The sequence below is a fragment of the Vibrio litoralis DSM 17657 genome (genome assembly GCF_000426765.1).
In the GTDB taxonomy this organism is placed as follows: Bacteria; Pseudomonadota; Gammaproteobacteria; order Enterobacterales; family Vibrionaceae; genus Vibrio; species Vibrio litoralis.
The window spans coordinates 76623-94561 of sequence record NZ_AUFZ01000022.1 but is presented as its reverse complement, the minus strand read 5'-3'; the positions used below and the strand labels follow the sequence as shown (position 1 = coordinate 94561).

Below are 17939 nucleotides of genomic sequence, written 5' to 3'. Positions count from 1 at the left end.
GGCTAGATTATATATGTGTCTAAAAAATAAAAGTTAACGCTCTGATATATGCATATTTAATTAGTTTTTATTTAAATTAATTCATTGAATTTATTAGTATGAAACGCCTCATTGAGATTGCTCGTTAATTTAAGCGCAGTAAAAAATTTGCTCATTGTTTCAATACTTTAATAAAAGGGTTTCACCATGCTCAAATCATGGTTCTGTCAGCAAGCTAATGCCTATTGGTTAGCGACTGACGAGCTTCATCAGCAAGCGATAAAACAAAATCAGCAAATTGGTTTTAACGATGCGCTGCCTTTGTTTCATGGTGAATCTTTTAAAGAGGTTATGCCTCTATCTCCTTGGCTCATTCCGATACAAGATTCATTCAACAATGTTGAACCCTCCACGTTTTCACAAGGCATGGTAATCGTCAGTAATGCGCCCATTTGGGATGTCGTAGTGCATTTAAGAAGTTTGCTATTTGTGGCAATGGATGGAGAGGAAGTCTTATTTCGTTATTACGATAAAAACGTATTAGCCGCTGTTTTACCTACCTTCACACAAAGTGAAATCAACGCTTGGCTAGGCAATGCACAACAGTTGGTGTTAATACAAGATGATGAATTGAAGATATACCGCAACACGAGCCAGCTTGAATATCAATTGCAAAACCAACCATGGTGGAAAATGGAACCTTACCACCTCGCTCCAACTTATCAAGTTGCGCATCATGCAAAGGTGATTGAACGTCGCTTATGGGAAAAACTACCCGATCAAATGTGCCAGCTGGCTTCGCCACTCATCTTTATTCAACAAGCATTGCAGCAAGCCTTAGAGCATGGCAACGATTTCGAACAAGCCGAAAGTTTTGCGCTGGTTAAATTCTCTCAACAAACACAAACCGATTACGCCTCGCTGGCACAAGCATTATTACTGACTCATGAAGACGTACAGCAACTACAACAGCTAGAAAAGGAAACCGCATTATGGGAATGCTAGGGTTAAGTCCACATTGCACAGTGTGTGAAAACCGAACTCACTGGATTGAGTTAATGGTAGTCGATGAGCACAATCAACCTTTTGATAATGTAAAAGGTGAGTTAATTGATGCAGAAGGTGTTCGTCATCCGATTCTTTTAAACCATGCTCCTACTGTTGTAAGCGGTCTTCCTTCAGGCTTTGTGACGTTAGAACTCGATCCGATAGGGTGGTTAAAACAATCACAGCAACGTAGACCGTTAATCAACGAGTCAGAAAGCAACCCAGTAGATGAATGGATCACACAAAAGCCGCTAGGTCATAATAATGGAGAGCGAGCTCGTATCAATGTGACTGCCGGAGACTTATTAATCGGCGAACAAGCTCAAGATCTCCCCAAACGCCACCAAGCCCAAAGTAAACTAACCGGTCAGCTTGTTACTGATAAATGCCATGTGTTGTGCGTGCAAGGGTTTAATTATATTACCCTGCGTTTTGGCTTGTTTTTTGATGGTACTGCCAATAACACCTACAGCGCACAATGGGGTAAGCAACAGTTAGAAAAGTATTATCTGCACTGGAAATCTCGAAAGAATTTAGAAGGCAACAAGCCAGTAAGAGATTGGCAAGCGGAGACCTATCAATACCCAAATCAAGACGATTTCTATTGGTTCTGGGAGGATGATGAAAAAGTGGCAAGCAGTGCCGCCAATGAATTGACCAATATTCAAAAGTTGTACGAACGCTATATTACAGATAAATTTAACCAAGATCAGACAGTGTTTTATCATCCGGAATACATCACTGGTATTGGCACAGGTAATAGCACCGATATTGCTAAAGCGGATGAATCACTAAAAGGCCAAGCATTAGGGTTAGGTGAATATGGTGTAGAAGCCAAAGTCACAACAAGCATTCAAAACTTAAATGATCATTTTGATTCAGTTGCCACTACAATGAGAAATCTAATATCGACCCCTATTGATGGGATTAATAAAGTTGAATTGGATGTATTTGGCTTTAGTCGCGGAGCCGCTGCTGCTCGTCATTTTATTAATGTGGCACTCGATGGTGAGCAAGGCGAATTTGTGCCTAAGTTTGTTGAAGCGTGCCAACAAACTAAGTTAGCGTTGCAAGCGGGCTTTGATTGGAGCAGTAATGAGCATTGTGAAGCCACCTTTGTGGGATTGTTTGATACTGTGGCAGCGATTGCCGATTTTAGCTCTCTAGATTTTACCCCGCATAACCAGGATAACGGTGATGTTCGTTTATGGCTGGATCCACAGCGAGTACGCCATGCGGTGCATTTAACCGCTTCCCCAAAAACCGAGTATCGTTATAACTTTAGTAGCAATAAGCTAAATCCCGCTGATAACTTCCATGAAATCATGGTGTATGGTGCGCACTCCGATGTGGGGGGCGGCTATTATTCGCAATATGCATTTGATCAAACGGAATACCTGTTACCGCTTGTTGAGCGTAAGCGTATTAAACGTATTGTTCGTGATTGTCCTCGGTTTGACGTTAATAATGTCAAACAACGAATAGAGCAAGAGTTGCAAACATCATTGGAACAAGAAGTGGTGCAAGGTTGGAATCGTGATGATTATTTTATTTCGATAGAAAAAGGGCCGCGCAGAGGAAAAAACGACCAACAGCAAATGATTGGAGAGCTGTATTTACAACGACTTGTGCAAGGCGATTTATCGCGTTTGTACTTACGGGTAATGTACGGTCTGGCTGAATCAATGCAAGTGCCTTTGACGGAATATCAAGCAGGTTCATCTATTTCCGTATGGGTAGATCCAAAGCAGCATAAGTACAAAGTACCTGAGTTAATTAGTTGCACTCAAAACAACCCTAGCATGATCTTTGGTAAGCTGTGTGACTCTATACTGCAAATGAGCAAACAAGGCAACATTGGTGAGCTAACGACTTACTTGTCTTCGAGCAAATTTTTAGATGCTTTTATGCGTTATAGCTTAATTCATCATTCATCGGATGATGGCATTGCCAACCACCCGAATACTAACGCACAAGGAGCGTTTGACCGTGAACAATATGATCCGACAGTGTAAACGATCGTTACTGTTACTGACGCTAGTCTCGTTACCGTGTGGCGCGTTCAGTAAGGTGCCGGAAGTACCCAAAGACAAGCCTAAATGGAGTATCGGGGTGACGACACCTAGTTTTTATAATGTAGAGGTGAGTCAAGCTTATGGCATCAATGAACAAGAAGATTGGACAAGCGTTTTATTTAGTTACTCTCAACTGTCTAATTTTAATAACTTAAAAAACATTCAACAATGGTTTCCGAATTATGACGGTTTTGGAATTGCTTTAAATCCAGGTGCTGGCGTCGCTCCTGCCCAAATAGGTGGAACCAATCATTTGCCGGATTCGATTTATGTGTACTGGACGTCAATGCACGATTTAAAATTTTATGTCACCAAGTTTGATTTATCAGACAAGATTAAAGCTTTGATGTTGAAAAAAAAATCTTATCAATATGCAGGAAGTGATATTCCTTGCTATATCAATAATTTTTCATTGGGGATGTTACCCAATGGTCATGTTAAAGTGTGGTTGTCGGGGTGCTTAGATTATATCTACGTAGGGGAACTTGAACCGTTCAAAACTATGCAAAAGGATTATGAAGGTTTTGGCGTTGATACTTATAAAAAAAGTGCTGTATATGATGTATTTGTTAATCGTCAAAAACAAGCCAATGATCTAGGCTATCCTCTGTTTCCAATCCCTTGGGATAAAGTCAATAAAACCTATTGGCGAAAAGATATTACCCATGTCTATTCCATTAATGACTACAACGACCAAGGTGAATTAATTAACCCAAGGGTCGAGCCAGTTAAGCCTGAACCGCCCAAAGCTAGTTATCGTTGCTGGGAGGACAAGCCACCTGTACCTGATCGGGCAATTAAGTTAGATAAATCTTCACCTCAATATGCGCTGCAACGTTTGTTGTGGAATTACAGCCCCGATCTTATTAGGCAAATTTCAACTTCCGATAGCACCCTCAACGATGCGTGGAATGAAGCAACGCGAAAAGGCTTAGATCAAGACCATACTCAAACTTGGGTACTCGCTCGTTTAGTCGCCTTGTCTGATTATCCGCTTGATAAATTATATAAAGAATTGAAAGTGACAGAAAAAGGGCAAAAGTCGATAAAGCAGTATGTTGATGAGATGTGTTTATAAACATTGATATATAGAATAGTCGTTTACTAGCAAACGCCGCAGGTAACTCCTTTTTGGAAGCCTGCGGCGTTTGTTTTTTATTTCAGTTAGACTTCAGAATAAGTCGCGTAATCCGTTAACCCTTGCTCAGCACCGCCAAACAAAGTATCTGGATTATGCTCGGCTAATGGATATTGGTTTTTAATGCGAGTCACCAAGTCTGGGTTAGCGACAAATGGACGACCAAACGCAACCATATCGGCAAAACCTTGCTCTAACGCTTGCTGGGCTTTTTCTGGGTTATATTTTCCTGCCAGAATGATGGTTTGATCAAAAGCCTGACGTAGGTTTTGTTTGAATGATACTGGCGTATCTGGCGCGTCATCCCAATCTACTTCTGCAATGTGAATGTAGCCAATGCCTTTACTGTTCAGTAATTTCGCCGCTTCTACATAAGTGGTTTCAGGATCAGAGTCGACAGTGCCATTTAAGCAAGTGAATGGGGCAAGGCGAACACCGACGCGCTCTTTACCCACAACAGCTACCAATTGATCCACCACTTCTCCTAGGAAACGCAGACGGTTTTCAGTGTTGCCGCCGTATTCATCATCACGAAGGTTCGCTTCAGAATCGATAAATTGATTCACTAAGTAGCCATTCGCCGCGTGTAATTCAACACCATCAAAACCAGCTTCTAGGGCATTTAAGGCTGCTTGGTGGAATTCTGCTTTCACATGTTCGATATCTTCGTGAGTCATGGCTCTTGGTAATACCGTATCAACAAAGTTAGGTTGGTCTTCTTCATCAATGAACACTTTTACGCCTTTTGCCGCTTGTTCGCTTGAGGAAATAGGCTGTAAACCACCAGTATTGCTTGGGTGAGTTACACGGCCTACGTGCCAAAGTTGAGCAAAAACTTTGCCGCCTTTTTCATGTACTGCATAAGTTACTAGCTTCCAGCCTTGAACTTGCTCTGGGCTATAAATACCCGGAGTCCAAGCATAACCTTGACCTAGTTGAGAGATTTGTGTGCCTTCAGAAATGATAAGACCAGCTTCTGCACGTTGTGCGTAATATTCCGCCATCATGGCATTAGCGCAACCATCTTTAGCACGAGATCGAGTCATTGGTGGCATGACGATACGGTTGTTTAAGATTAAATCACCGAATTGGATTGGCGTAAAAAGAGAGTTTGTCATGGGATATCCTAATATTTGTTTTCTTATTGATTGCAGGCATGGTATCAGAGGATAATATTTTCATTAATATCAAAAAATACAAATTACTTTTGATTAATATGCAAAGAAAGCTATGATCTCGATAACTGACTTGAGGTGAGAGAGTGTGAATGATTAAAACCGAAGATTTAATGGCTTTTTTAGCGGTAGCGGAAAGTGAGAGCTTTTCGAAAGCTTCAGTGAAAGAAGGAATTCAGATTGCTACCTTATCAAGAGCGATCTCACGGTTAGAAAAGCAATTAGAAACGACATTATTTAACCGAACCACTCGAAAGCTAGTGATGACCGAAGAAGGGGCGGTGTTTAAGGGCTACGCTCAACAAGCCTTAAATACGCTTGATCTTGGTCAGCAACATTTACTTTCCCATCAGAAAGAGCCGGTAGGTAAGCTAAGAATTGATGCTGCATTTGCATTTATTAGCCATCAATTGGTACCGCTCTTACCTGAATTTAGGAAACTGTATCCTAAAGTGGAATTGGAACTCACCACCAATGATAGGGTTGTGGATTTATTAGATAACAAGGTTGATGTGGCAATTCGTATTGGGGATTTAAAAGATTCCACATTGCACGCGCGAGCTTTAGGTCAGAGCCCATTAGTCGTCGTCGCAAGCCCTGATTATTTGCAAGTGAACGGCACGCCTACGGAAGTTCAACAATTATCAGAACATACCCTGCTCGGTTTTTCTCAGGCATCTCACCTTAATAACTGGCACTTTAAACATGCACAGAATCCTCTAACGTTTGAGCTTCATGCGAGTAGTGGGGAAATCATTAAACAGCTATGTATGAATGGGATGGGGATTACCGCTTTATCGTATTACATGATTCACCGTGAATTAAACGATGGTTCGTTAGTCGAAGTGTTACCTAATGCAATACACCACCCAAACCGAAGGGAATCGATTCAAGCGGTGTACTACAAGCAAAGTGCGCTAGCGTCACGAATTTCACTGTTCCTAGATTTTATTCAAGATAAGCTCATTTTAGAGCCGTAAATATAGCTAAAGTATCAAATAATATTCTTTAATATCCTGTAGTTAATGCGCTTGGCGTTCTTGGGTCCGACGATCCAAAGAATCCTTTATCTGTATGCATAATCGATTGAGTGCTACCCATTGCACTTTTTTCGACGACGCTTTGTCCTTTCGCTTGCAGTAGTTTGATAGTGTCTTGATTCAAACCTTTCTCAATACGTAATTCATCAGGCAACCATTGATGGTGAACACGCACTGCATGAGTCGCTTCAGCGATATTCATACTATGGTCGATCACATTCATGATTATTTGTAGGGTAGTCGTAATAATGCGGCTACCACCGGGGCTACCGGTTGCTAGGATAGGCTTACCGTTTTTAAATACCAATGTCGGGCTCATGGAAGAAAGTGGATGTTTACCGCCTTCGACCGCATTCGCTTCACCGCCAATCAAACCATAACCATTCGGTACGCCGGGCTTGGCAGAAAAGTCATCCATCTCGTTATTGAGTAAAATGCCAGTGCCATTGGCGACCATACCCGTACCGTAAGAGAAGTTTAAGGTGTAGGTGTTAGAAATTACGTTGCCATCTTTATCCATGACAGAGAAGTGAGTCGTTTGGTCACTTTCATAAGGCATCGGCTGACCATGTTTAATCTCTTTGGCTGGGCGTGCTTTGTCTTGTGAGATCTGCTGCTGCAAACTATGGGCGTAGTCTTTGTTGGTTAAGCCTTTCATGGGTACTTTTACAAAATCAGGATCGCCCAAATATTCTGCTCGATCTGCATAAGCGAGTTTCATTGCTTCAGCCATCACATGGATGGTCTCGGCGGTGTTATGACCCATTTCGCCGATGCGATAGTTTTCCAAAATATTTAAGATTTGAATAATATGAATCCCACCCGATGATGGCGGCGGCATAGAGGCAATACTGTAACCTCGATAACTTCCCATTACCGGTTCACGTATCACCGCTTTATAACTCGCCAAATCTTCAACTGTCATTAAGCCGCCTGCCGCAGTCACGGAGTCGGCAATTGCTTTGGCGGTTTTGCCTTTATAAAAACCATCACGGCCATTTTTAGCGATCATTTTAAGGGAATTAGCGAGATCGTTTTGAATCAGTTTATCGCCAATTTGGTAGTCGGATTGACCGCCATCTTTAAAGAATACAGGTTTACTACTATCCCATTTTTGTAGACGATCTTTGGCACTTTGTAGCGAGGTATATAAATCAGGGGTAACGATAATGCCTTGCTCTGCTAATTTGATTGCTGGAGCCATTACGGTTTTTAAGTCCATGCTGCCGTAGTTTTCGAGTGCAGTAATCAGACCCGCAACCGTACCCGGTACACCAACCGCTAAACCATGAAAGCGCGACAGTTCTTCAATCGCATTGCCACTTTCATCAAGGTACATATCTTTGTACGCTTTTGAGGGCGCCATTTCACGATAATCTAGCGCAAAGGTGCGTTTCTTTTTGGCATCGTAAATCATCATAAAACCACCACCGCCAATGTTGCCCGCGCGAGGTAGTGTGACGGCTAAAGCAAAACCGACCGCGACACCAGCATCCACCGCATTACCGCCTTGTTTTAGGATCTCAACACCGATTTTTGAAGCCAGTTCTTCTTGGCTCGCCACCATGCCATGTTCAGCCCAAACTGGATGGTGAATGCTGTCGCTGGAATAAATAGCAGGGGTTTGCGCATAAGTGCCTGCGCTAAATAAGCAGACAACGCCGAATAAGGCTTTTTTGATAGAACTGTGCTTGGTAAAGCTGCTGAGAATAGAAACGGAATGATTATGGTGTAGTGTTTTAGAAAGTGTATTGGTCATCGGGATCCCTCGTGACTCATGATCAAAAATTGGCTTTAGCTGCAAAGGTGGGGAGGTCTGCAACTAAAGCCAAGAGTTTGTAACAAGCAGAGCAACTAAGGTTATAAAGGTGTGCAAAAGTCTTAGTTGAGCTTGTGTTTCGTCAGTGTTTTAGTGTTTTCTCTAAACTGACACATCTAGTGTGGTTGAGAATTCGTTATTTCGGTAGGTCGCAAAGCAAAAAAAGTGGGATGAAGGTAGAAAATAAACAAATATGTGGTTCAAAAAACCAAACTTCAGTTATTACTAAACTCCCGATACTGCCTCTGAAAATAACCTTCCAACTCAACCGCTTCACTTAAATCTATATGGTTGTCTTTTAACGCTAACCTCAAAACATAGTCGTAATGTTGCGCGGTGGTGCAATAGGAGACATTGCGATCTGCACCGTTATTCAGTGCTTGTTGACAGGCTTGATTAAATAAGTATTGGTGCTGTTTGAGTGGGGTGATGGCTTTGCGTTGTGTGGCGCTATCATTGATCTTCCAGACTACTCCAAGGGTGAGAAGTGCTGTTAGTAATAGGAATAAATAACGTTCACTCCGGCTGAGAGTGAACGTGGGTTTAGGTTTATTGTGATGCGGTTTATTGGGCAAAAACGTGGCCATAAGATCATCCTTAATCAGGTGGCTTTGCTTCTTTATAGCACGAGATAGCGTTTATTAACGGGCCGTAAACCCCATTAATTGAATTAAGTGCTCAGCAGTTTTAATCGCATGCTGTCGGTTATCTAATCCCATTTTTTGGTAGAGATTACGAATGTGCGTTTTGATCGTTGTCGGCGCAACATCAAACTCGGCAGCGATTTGATCGTTACTTAACCCTGCATAAATTAAGCCTAACACTTGCCATTCACGTTGAGTCAGTGGGCTAGTGCGAATAAGCTCTGGTAAGTCTGGCAGCGTTAGCAGTTTTTGTACAAATTCTTCATCAAAATGTACGGCGCGGACCCGTTCTTTATTGGTCATTAATTGCAGCAAGTTTTGCGCTCGGTGTAGTTCGAGTTCGGCAAGTTTCTTCTCGTTCACTAATGATTTAATCAGTGGTGATACCGTCTCAGCATTGCATAAGAAGTTACCTATCATGCCGGTGCTATTGGTGAGTGATAACGCTTCGTGAATACATTGCTGCGCTTGTTGTGGCTGGTTTTGTTTCTCTGCAAGTACTGCTTCGAGTACTAGGTTACGGTTTTTATCGGCAACCAGTTTTAATTTTGAGGCTTGATTTTGTAGATATGTCAGAATATTTTCCGCACGCTCTAAATCACCGACTAACAAGGCGGCACGGGCAATGTTGCGCCATTGTAATTGTTGGAAGTGATTGACCGCTGAGCGAGGTTCTTCGCATTCATTTAACCATTGCTCAATGGCTGGCTGATGGCTGGTTGCTTGCCAATAAAGTAGGTTAGATAGATCAGCATTGGCGCGCCAATCTATGTGGTATCGATTATTGGCTTTTAGCTGATTACAAGTGTCTAAATAGCGGGCGGCTTTATCTAGCTCGCCACGAGAAATAGCGATTCGCGCTAGCATTGAATAGCAATGTAAGGATTTAGAATCTTCAAATGGTGCCATGGTTTCTAAGCCTAGGTGAGCACATTGCTCGGCTTCATCTAAGCGATTCCAACACCATAAAATTTGCGCCTTAATGCGTAGCATAAACTCATGCAAAGGCAGCTGATGTAGGTGTTGTTCTTTAATCAATTGTTCGGCTTTATTTAGTAATTCAAATGCTGCTTGACCATAACCGCGCGCCAGTTGAATTTCACTTTGTTGCAAAATCGCCCATAACGCTTGGTGGAATACGCCATCTTCTCGCGCCATTACTTCTGTTTTTTGCATTGTCTCGAAGGCTTTATCAAGCTCACCGATCACATGGTACACCTCGCCAATGACAGAGGTCGCAACAATACGGCTACGAAAACTCGAATGGGGTAGTTGTTGCAAGGCAAACTCGGCGGTTTCTAATGCAAGCGCAGGGTTATCTTGGTTGATGGCAACTTGAGCTGAAAGCGCTTTGAATTCACCAATTTGTGTGTCGGTCAAATCAATATTACGCGCAGCCATTTTTTCTTCGGCTTCTACGATCAAGTCGAATACTTGGTTATAGCGGTGCTGACTTTGTGCTAACCAAGCGCGCAATAGACACAAACGTGGTGAGATAAACAGCACATCATCGCTTAAATTGTTGATTGCTGATTCCACTACTTGTAGCTCACCATGGTTGAACATATTCCAACCATGATCAGATAAAATTTGGCTGACGAGTGTTTCATCGCCACTTTTTTGCGCGTGGGTGAGGGCCGCTTGTGGATTTTGTTGTTTAAGCCAGGCTTTGGCGGCGTTGTAGTGCAGTTGACTACGCTGCCCCGGAATTTGGGTGTAACGCTGGTGGCGTAAAAACTCAGCAAACAAATTATGAAAACGGAACCAGTTATCCGCTCCTTCCATTGGGTGAAGAAACAGCCCAAAGCGGTTAAGTGAATCCAGCATTGCCAGCGCATCATCTCTGCCGGTTAGCTCGGTAATCAGTTCAGCGTTAAACATATCCAGCACCGAACATTGCAACAAGAAGGTTTGTAGTTCTGGGGTTAATTGGTCAAACACTTCTTCGGCTAGGTAGTCCCAAATATGGTCTTGATTGAAGTTGGCAATCGAGACCGCAGAGTTTTCTAACGTGCCGGGAAATTGTTGAGCATGTAGTGCAATCAATTGTAACGCCGATGCCCAACCTTCAACTTGAGTACGGATGGTTTCTAATATATCGGCTTGATAGCGGTTATCCGTAATGCGCTTATGGAAGAAGCGTTCAGTTTCTTCTTTATCAAACGCCAGCAGAGCATTATCAACTTCGATTAATAAATCGCGTACTCGTAAGTTCGCCGTGTTGAGCGGTGGATGAGTTCGGCTGGTCACCACTAGGGTAATGTTGTCGGGCATGTGTTTTAAGAAAAAGCGCAGCCCTTCGTGGATTTCATCGTTAGTAATTAAATGATAATCATCGAGTACTAGGTAGGTTTGAGTGTCGTTGAAACCAAACTCGGCAAATAGTTCGCTAAATAAACTGGTTAAGCTAGCAAATTGACGACGCTCTGCCAGTGCTTGAGTATTTGGACAAGCGTCATTAGTTGCTTTATTGAAGGCTTGTAGAAAGTAGTTAGCAAAGCGAAAGGCATCGTTGTCACTTTCATCAATGTTGAACCAACCTAGGTTTGAATGATTGTTCAACCATTGTGCAGCCATAGTGGTTTTACCGTAACCGGCGGGGGAACGAAACAACACTAACTTATAGAAAGGCGCATGGGCTAAAGCTTCAAGTAGGCGAGAGCGCAAAATGGCATTGTGTAGTCGGGCTGGTCTATTGAGTTTGGAAGGTATCCACATGGCAGCGATGATTCTCTGAAAAAGTTGACGGTTTAAAGAGTAAGCGTGAAATTCAGCAAATATTTTTTGTTATCTAGCTCATGTTTTTATCAATTTTAATTTTAGTAATAAGCCAGTATTTCGCTTTAACATACCATGCGATCGGCAAGATGATGTGATCTGACTCAGGTTTATCTTGTAAATCCTGCTATAGATCTCATTTTGTTCGAACTTTCTTTCAGCTACGCCCTAACTCTCATCCCTCTACGCCGTTAAAAGGGAGGATGTGACACTTTATGTTAATCGGCAATATTGAATGTAACGAAAATGAACACGACTCCTCGAAGTTCTTTATGTTTTGAAGGTAAAGATTTCGACGACAGATGTTTCTAAGAAGAAGTTATGGAGCATTCGATGCAAGACTTAAATTCAGCGCAATCTCATTCAGTATTAAAACAAGTGGCCACTCAAGAGGGCATTGTTGACCGTTATATTAGCGCGTGGGGCGATGAAGCCTATGTGAGCGAACAAACCATCGAAGAACTACTGCAAGCACTTGGTTATGACACGACAGATCAATCCACTTTATTAGAGCAAGCCGAGCAACGTCATAAGGTCGATGTACTACCAAGCGTGAAAGTGGTGCATGCTGGTAAAGAAGTGCAGGTTGAATTACATATCAGTGCATCCGCACGAGTAAGTGAGTTTTCGTGGCTGATTGAAACCGAACAAGGTGAGTGCTTTGAAGGTTATCTAGAGTCCCAAATCGTTGAAGATCGTCGAGAGCAGGAAGGTTACTTAGTTTTTTCATTGTCCGATAACTTACCGCTTGGTTATCATCAACTGTCTCTTTTCCGTAAGCGCCGCAATAAGCCGTTTGTGATGTCGTTGATTGTGACGCCAAAGGCTTGCTTTAAACAACCAGAGTTGGTTGAAGGCGAACGTTTATGGGGCCCGAGTATTCAGCTTTATTCCGTTACTTCAAAAACTAATTGGGGGATTGGCGACTTTTCTGATCTCAAATACCTAGTGGAAAAAATTGCCGAAGGCGGTGGTGATTTTGTCGGTTTGAATCCAATTCATTCTCTCTTTCCGGCTAATCCAGAAGGCGCGAGCCCATATAGCCCATCGTCACGTCGCTGGTTGAATGTGATGTACATTGACGTGGAAGCGGTGCCTGAATTTACGAAAAGTGAAAAAGCACAGGAAATGGTAGCAGAGGCGGCATTCCAACAGCGTCTAGCTGATAACCGCGCGAAAGAGTGGGTCGACTACACTGAAGTTTCTGCGCTCAAAATGGCAATCTTGCCGGAACTATTTACAATCTTTATTGACCAAGAAGTTAATAAGGAAACAAAACGCGCTCAAGATTTCTCCCATTTTGTTGAACTAGGTGGCGAGAGTTTGCTTCATCAAGCGGCTTTTGATGCATTACATGCAGATTTAAAAGCGCAAGATGATTCGGTTTGGGGCTGGCCAGTGTTTGATGAAAGCCTTCAGCATTTCGACTATCCAGAAGTGCAAAGCTACATCAAAAATAATCAGTCAAAAGTGCAGTTGTTTATGTACTTGCAATGGCTTGCCGATGAACAACTTACCCAAGTGCAACAGTTAGCAGAACAAAAGGACATGGCGTTAGGGTTGTATCGCGATTTGGCCGTCGGCGTGTGCGACTCGGGAGCGGATACTTGGGCAGACCATGGTGCCCTTTGCCAAGATGTGAGTATTGGTGCGCCGCCTGATATCTTCGGACCACTAGGGCAGAACTGGGGCTTGCCGCCGTTAAACCCGTATCAACTTAAAGCGTTAGCTTATCAACCCTTCATCGATTTGCTGCGAGCTAACATGCGTAACTGTGGCGCATTACGAATCGATCACGTTTTAGGTTTATTGCGTTTGTGGTGGATCCCAAAAGGCAAAACTGCCAAAGATGGCGCATATATCTACTACCCAGTTGATGATTTAATGTCGATATTGGCACTGGAAAGTCATCGTCATCAATGTGCGGTGATTGGTGAGGATTTAGGAACGGTTCCTGAAGAGATTGTTGAAAAACTCAATGATGCGGGCATCCACTCTTACAAAGTATTCTTTTTTGAAACTGAGCAAGATGGGCAATATATCGCACCGGATCAGTACAAACAGCAATCGATGACCGCATTATGCACCCATGATATGCCGACACTACGAGGCTTTTGGAATAGTGCAGATTTAACTTTGGGTCGTGAGATTGGCTTGTACCCAGATGAAGAACAATTAAATGTGTTGTTTGAAGATAGAAAGTCACGAAGACAACATATTATTGAAACATTAGGCCAACATAATCATCTTCCAGAGCTAGAGTATAACCAAGCGGGCGAGGTGGTGATCAATCAGGCGCTAAGTGAAGCAATGCAAGTTCACATGGCAACCGGAAGTAGTGCTTTGCTCAGTTTGCAGCTGGAAGATTGGCTTGAAATGGATACACCGGTAAATATTCCAGGAACAATGGATGAATATCCGAACTGGAGACGAAAATTGGTGTCTACATTAGAAGACATGTTTGCAAGAGACGATATTTTGCAACTTGAAGCGAAATTAACTCAAGCGCGTCGTGGTAGTTAATACGACTTAAGACGGCTTGATACCAAATTCATTGTATAGGTCGCACCGTTTGGTGCACTAATACTCCTTCTTTCAACTCCTTGTTACAAGGGAAAGAGTTGTATTAATCCTACCTACCCGAGCAACATTTCCCGGCCAGGAAATATGCTCGGTTTTTTTTGTCTAAATTTTGGTGCAGGGTAAAGGTGAGAGAGACTTAGCAATTGGTTTGCTTGAGCAATTTCTCTTCTTTTGAACCAACTTTATCCGCCCAAGTGAAAGTCATACGTTTGCATTTAGCGACATGGTTCTTCACTGGGTAGTACTTAAAAATACCCGTCGTTGTGTGTACGCCATTGTTTTCTGTGTCTTTAATGATTTTAAAGCTTGGCGAGCCATCATCTTCTGCCTGTACACCCGTAGTAATGTTATCAAAAGGATCATCAATCCAACCTTGAGCAAAGGCGATATTATCTGCTGCACGACTTGCACTTGCTGGTACATCCGTAGCCATTAATTCATCTTTGTGATGGTAAACATATACGCCAGCGCCGATGATAAAAACAAGTCCGAGAAATTTTAGGTTCATGGTGATTAGTTCTTGATGTGAGATTAGATTGTTGAGGATTATAGTGTATTTTGGTAGAAAAAAACGAGGCTATGTTGGCCTCGTTTATTTGATCTAGGGTAAGAAAGTATCAAGTTTACCAAGTAGTGTTCGCTTTTTTGTTCAAACAACCATAGTCAACGAATGTTGTGTTTATTAAATACGATTAGAGTTGGCAGTTTTCTTGGTTGAGTAGTTGATCTTCTTCGGCTCCCTTTTGATGACTCCAACTAAAGGTTATGCGCTTGCATTGTTGTACTGGACCCATATCAGGAAAGTAGGTGAACTCACCGGTTGTGATGTGTAAGCCATCAGATTCACTATCACTGATGAGCTTTAAATTTGGGGCGTTTTGCGGATTGATATCTGAACCTATGGCTATCCAGCCTTGATCTAATGCAATACCGTACGCTGAGATAAAAGCCGACATCTTTAGGCGTGATTTATTGGCTTCCATCTTACTATGAACAAAGTAGGCCACTACAATGATGATCAAAATTATGCCGAGTCGTTTTTTATTCATGGGAATGTCTATTTCAGAAGAGAAAATAATAGATGAATTGTAATGTATTTTGATAAGAAAAAACGAGATCATGATGACCTCGTTTTTTGATTTATGGCATGAAATGATCAGTTAGATAAATTATTTGGCACTTTGGTTCCTAAATGTACCCAGGTTTCTAGAACCGTGTCAGGGTTTAAAGACACTGAATCGATGCCTTGTTCCATTAACCATTGGGCTAGGTCATCGTGATCTGATGGGCCTTGGCCGCAAATTCCTACGTATTTTCCTGCTTTATTGGCCGCTTTAATCGCCATGGATAACATAGCTTTTACTGCGGCATTTCGTTCATCAAACATGTGAGCGATTTCACCAGAATCCCGGTCTAACCCTAGTGTTAATTGGGTCATGTCGTTTGAACCAATGGAAAACCCGTCAAAGTATTTTAGGAAGTCTTCCGCTAAGATTGCATTGGATGGAAGCTCACACATCATGATGACTTTTAAGCCATCTTCACCACGACGTAGATCGAACTTAGCCAGTAAATCAATCACCGATGCTGCTTCATTGGTTGTGCGCACAAATGGGATCATGATTTCGACGTTCTTGAGGCCCATTTTATTGCGAACCCGTTTAATCGCCTCACATTCCAGAGCAAAACAGTCTTGGAATTTCGGTGAGATATAACGAGAAGCGCCACGGAAGCCAAGCATCGGGTTTTCTTCAGTTGGTTCAAAGTTTATGCCACCCACTAGATTACGATATTCATTGGATTTGAAATCAGACATACGCACAATCACGCGCTTAGGCCAGAATGCGGCGGCGAGGGTAGAAATCCCTTCGGTGAGCTTCTCAATGTAAAACTCAACAGGGTTAGCATAACCAATAATACGTTGGTCAATTTCAGCTTTAAGTTCTGCTGATTGCTCATCGTAATTCAGTAGTGCTTTCGGGTGAATGCCGATCATTTTATTAATGATGAATTCGAGTCGAGCAAGGCCAACTCCTTCGTTTGGAATACATGCAAAATCGAAGGCGCGATCTGGGTTACCGACATTCATCATTACTTTGAGTGGTAGGTCGGGTAGGTCACTCACCGAAGATCGTTTGATTTCGTAATCGAGCTCACCTTCAAACACATAACCAGTTTCACCTTGGGCGCATGAAACGGTCACAGCCTGTCCATCTTTTAATTTGCTGGTGGCATCACCGCAACCGACGACCGCAGGAATGCCGAGTTCACGCGCAATGATCGCCGCATGACAAGTTCGACCGCCACGGTTGGTGACAATGGCAGACGCTTTCTTCATCACCGGTTCCCAATCAGGGTCGGTCATATCGGCCACTAACACATCGCCAGTTTGTACTTGATCCATTTGATCTAGGCTTTGAACGACGCGTACGACACCGGCGCCAATACGCTGACCAATTGCACGGCCTTCAATTAAGTTTTGGCTATTTTCGTTTAATTGAAAACGCTCCATCACTTGTTGGTTATCACGAGAACGAACCGTTTCAGGGCGTGCTTGAACGATCAATAACTCACCGGTAATGCCATCTTTAGCCCACTCGATATCCATCGGGCGACCGTAGTGTTTTTCAATGATTAAGGCTTGTTTTGCTAGCTCTTGAATTTCATCATCAGTTAGTGAGTATTGGCTGCGTTCTGTTGAATCGGTATCAATGATTTCTACTTGGGTGCCGAGCGCTTTACCTTCGGCGTAAATCATCTTAATTAGTTTTGAACCAATCGTGCGACGTACAACGGCTGGATTACCTGCTTGTAGCGTTGGTTTGTGAACGTAGAACTCGTCAGGGTTAACCGCGCCTTGTACGACCATTTCACCTAAGCCCCAAGAAGAAGTGATGAAGACGACTTGGTCAAAGCCAGATTCTGTATCTAGGGTAAACATGACGCCAGAGGCCGCTTTATCGGAGCGCACCATACGTTGAATACCAGCCGATAGCGCAACACCTTTATGGTCAAATCCCTGATGAACTCGGTAGGAGATAGCCCGATCATTAAATAGGGAAGCAAAGACATGTTTGGTGGCTTCGATAATCGCCTCAATGCCACGCACGTTTAAGAAGGTTTCTTGCTGGCCAGCAAAAGAGGCATCAGGTAAATCTTCGGCGGTGGCGGAAGAGCGTACTGCGACAGAAAGCATGTCGTCGCCATTACTGAGCTCTTGGTAGTAGTCACGAATATCGTTTTCAAGTTGGGTAGGAAGTGGGGCTTCAAGTACCCAGTTACGGATAGTTTCACCTGCGGCTTTTAGCGCGCTCACATCATCGACATCGAGTGCGTCTAACAGTTGGTATATGCGGTCGTTAAGTTGGTTGGTTTCTAGAAATTGGTTAAAGGCAAAAGAGGTAGTGGCAAACCCATTCGGCACTTTCACCCCTGCATTAGAAAGATTGGCAACCATCTCACCGAGAGATGCATTCTTGCCCCCGACCTTATCAACATCATTCATTGATAAAGCATCATACCAAACCACATTCTTATCCACGGCGTGTCTCCTAGACTATTTTGTATTGGATTAATTCAAGTTTGTGCGTTTATGGCTGCTCAATGTGGTAACGAATTTATGGCCTTATGTCTCAATATCGACCTTTATTTTAGTGTTAAT

General features: G+C 42.9%; 12 protein-coding genes. 5 read left to right on the top strand and 7 right to left on the bottom strand.

Annotated features, from left to right (window positions below; translation table 11 throughout):
- Positions 1-186: 186 nt before the first annotated feature.
- Genes K358_RS0109320 through K358_RS18795 form a run of 3 tightly spaced genes read left to right on the top strand, consistent with a single transcriptional unit; the run spans position 187 to position 4179 of the window.
- Positions 187-984 carry a DUF4123 domain-containing protein gene (locus K358_RS0109320; RefSeq protein WP_027696568.1) on the top strand — a complete coding sequence of 266 codons (798 nt, stop codon included), beginning with the start codon at positions 187-189 and terminating at the stop codon, positions 982-984.
- Positions 972-3041: a T6SS phospholipase effector Tle1-like catalytic domain-containing protein gene (locus tag K358_RS0109315; RefSeq protein WP_027696567.1), complete on the top strand. Its 2070-nt coding sequence runs from the start codon at positions 972-974 to the stop codon at positions 3039-3041. The genes K358_RS0109320 and K358_RS0109315 overlap by 13 nt, the downstream gene beginning before the upstream one ends.
- Positions 3025-4179 (top strand): DUF2931 family protein, encoded by a 1155-nt coding sequence (locus tag K358_RS18795; RefSeq protein ID WP_083962792.1) that lies wholly within the window; start codon positions 3025-3027, stop codon positions 4177-4179. Before K358_RS0109315 ends, K358_RS18795 begins: the two co-directional genes overlap by 17 nt.
- 86 nt (positions 4180-4265) lie before the next feature.
- On the opposite strand, the gene K358_RS0109305 is transcribed toward K358_RS18795, so the two are convergent.
- Positions 4266-5357: an alkene reductase gene (locus K358_RS0109305; RefSeq protein ID WP_027696566.1), complete on the bottom strand. Its 1092-nt coding sequence runs from the start codon at positions 5355-5357 to the stop codon at positions 4266-4268.
- Positions 5358-5506: 149 nt separating this feature from the next.
- Here K358_RS0109305 and K358_RS0109300 point away from each other — a divergent pair, with 149 nt between their 5' ends.
- Positions 5507-6394 (top strand): LysR family transcriptional regulator, encoded by an 888-nt coding sequence (locus tag K358_RS0109300; RefSeq protein WP_027696565.1) that lies wholly within the window; start codon positions 5507-5509, stop codon positions 6392-6394.
- A gap of 28 nt (positions 6395-6422) precedes the next feature.
- Here the strand turns inward: K358_RS0109300 and ggt are convergent, their stop codons facing one another.
- The 3 genes from ggt to malT form a co-directional block, all read right to left on the bottom strand.
- Positions 6423-8213: a gamma-glutamyltransferase gene (gene ggt / locus K358_RS0109295; RefSeq protein ID WP_244875246.1), complete on the bottom strand. Its 1791-nt coding sequence runs from the start codon at positions 8211-8213 to the stop codon at positions 6423-6425.
- Between the two features lie 275 nt (positions 8214-8488).
- On the bottom strand, positions 8489-8860 hold the full coding sequence (locus K358_RS0109290; RefSeq protein WP_027696563.1) for a hypothetical protein: 372 nt from the start codon (positions 8858-8860) through the stop codon (positions 8489-8491).
- Positions 8861-8914: 54 nt separating this feature from the next.
- Positions 8915-11635 (bottom strand): HTH-type transcriptional regulator MalT, encoded by a 2721-nt coding sequence (malT, locus tag K358_RS0109285; RefSeq protein ID WP_027696562.1) that lies wholly within the window; start codon positions 11633-11635, stop codon positions 8915-8917.
- A 393-nt stretch (positions 11636-12028) separates the two neighbouring features.
- On the opposite strand from malT, the gene malQ reads away from it, so the two are divergent.
- Positions 12029-14218, top strand: a complete 2190-nt coding sequence (malQ, locus tag K358_RS0109280) for a 4-alpha-glucanotransferase (protein WP_027696561.1) — start codon at positions 12029-12031, stop codon at positions 14216-14218.
- A 196-nt stretch (positions 14219-14414) separates the two neighbouring features.
- Here the strand turns inward: malQ and K358_RS0109275 are convergent, their stop codons facing one another.
- From K358_RS0109275 to ppsA, 3 genes are all read right to left on the bottom strand, one after another.
- Positions 14415-14786, bottom strand: coding sequence for a hypothetical protein (locus K358_RS0109275; protein ID WP_027696560.1), 372 nt, complete (start codon positions 14784-14786; stop codon positions 14415-14417).
- Between the two features lie 184 nt (positions 14787-14970).
- A complete protein-coding gene (locus tag K358_RS0109270; protein WP_027696559.1) occupies positions 14971-15327 on the bottom strand; it encodes a hypothetical protein in 357 nt (118 codons plus the stop codon).
- Between the two features lie 107 nt (positions 15328-15434).
- Positions 15435-17819, bottom strand: a complete 2385-nt coding sequence (gene ppsA, locus K358_RS0109265) for a phosphoenolpyruvate synthase (RefSeq protein WP_027696558.1) — start codon at positions 17817-17819, stop codon at positions 15435-15437.
- Positions 17820-17939 lie beyond the last annotated feature (120 nt).

Coding starts and splice junctions, on each gene's coding strand:
- K358_RS0109275 (WP_027696560.1), bottom strand. CDS start 14,786: ATGAACCTAAAATTTCTCGGACTTGTTTTTATCATCGGCGCTGGCGTA.
- K358_RS0109300 (WP_027696565.1), top strand. CDS start 5,507: ATGATTAAAACCGAAGATTTAATGGCTTTTTTAGCGGTAGCGGAAAGT.
- malQ (WP_027696561.1), top strand. CDS start 12,029: ATGCAAGACTTAAATTCAGCGCAATCTCATTCAGTATTAAAACAAGTG.
- ggt (WP_244875246.1), bottom strand. CDS start 8,213: ATGACCAATACACTTTCTAAAACACTACACCATAATCATTCCGTTTCT.
- K358_RS0109305 (WP_027696566.1), bottom strand. CDS start 5,357: ATGACAAACTCTCTTTTTACGCCAATCCAATTCGGTGATTTAATCTTA.
- K358_RS0109270 (WP_027696559.1), bottom strand. CDS start 15,327: ATGAATAAAAAACGACTCGGCATAATTTTGATCATCATTGTAGTGGCC.
- K358_RS0109320 (WP_027696568.1), top strand. CDS start 187: ATGCTCAAATCATGGTTCTGTCAGCAAGCTAATGCCTATTGGTTAGCG.
- malT (WP_027696562.1), bottom strand. CDS start 11,635: ATGTGGATACCTTCCAAACTCAATAGACCAGCCCGACTACACAATGCC.
- K358_RS18795 (WP_083962792.1), top strand. CDS start 3,025: ATGATCCGACAGTGTAAACGATCGTTACTGTTACTGACGCTAGTCTCG.
- K358_RS0109290 (WP_027696563.1), bottom strand. CDS start 8,860: ATGGCCACGTTTTTGCCCAATAAACCGCATCACAATAAACCTAAACCC.
- K358_RS0109315 (WP_027696567.1), top strand. CDS start 972: ATGGGAATGCTAGGGTTAAGTCCACATTGCACAGTGTGTGAAAACCGA.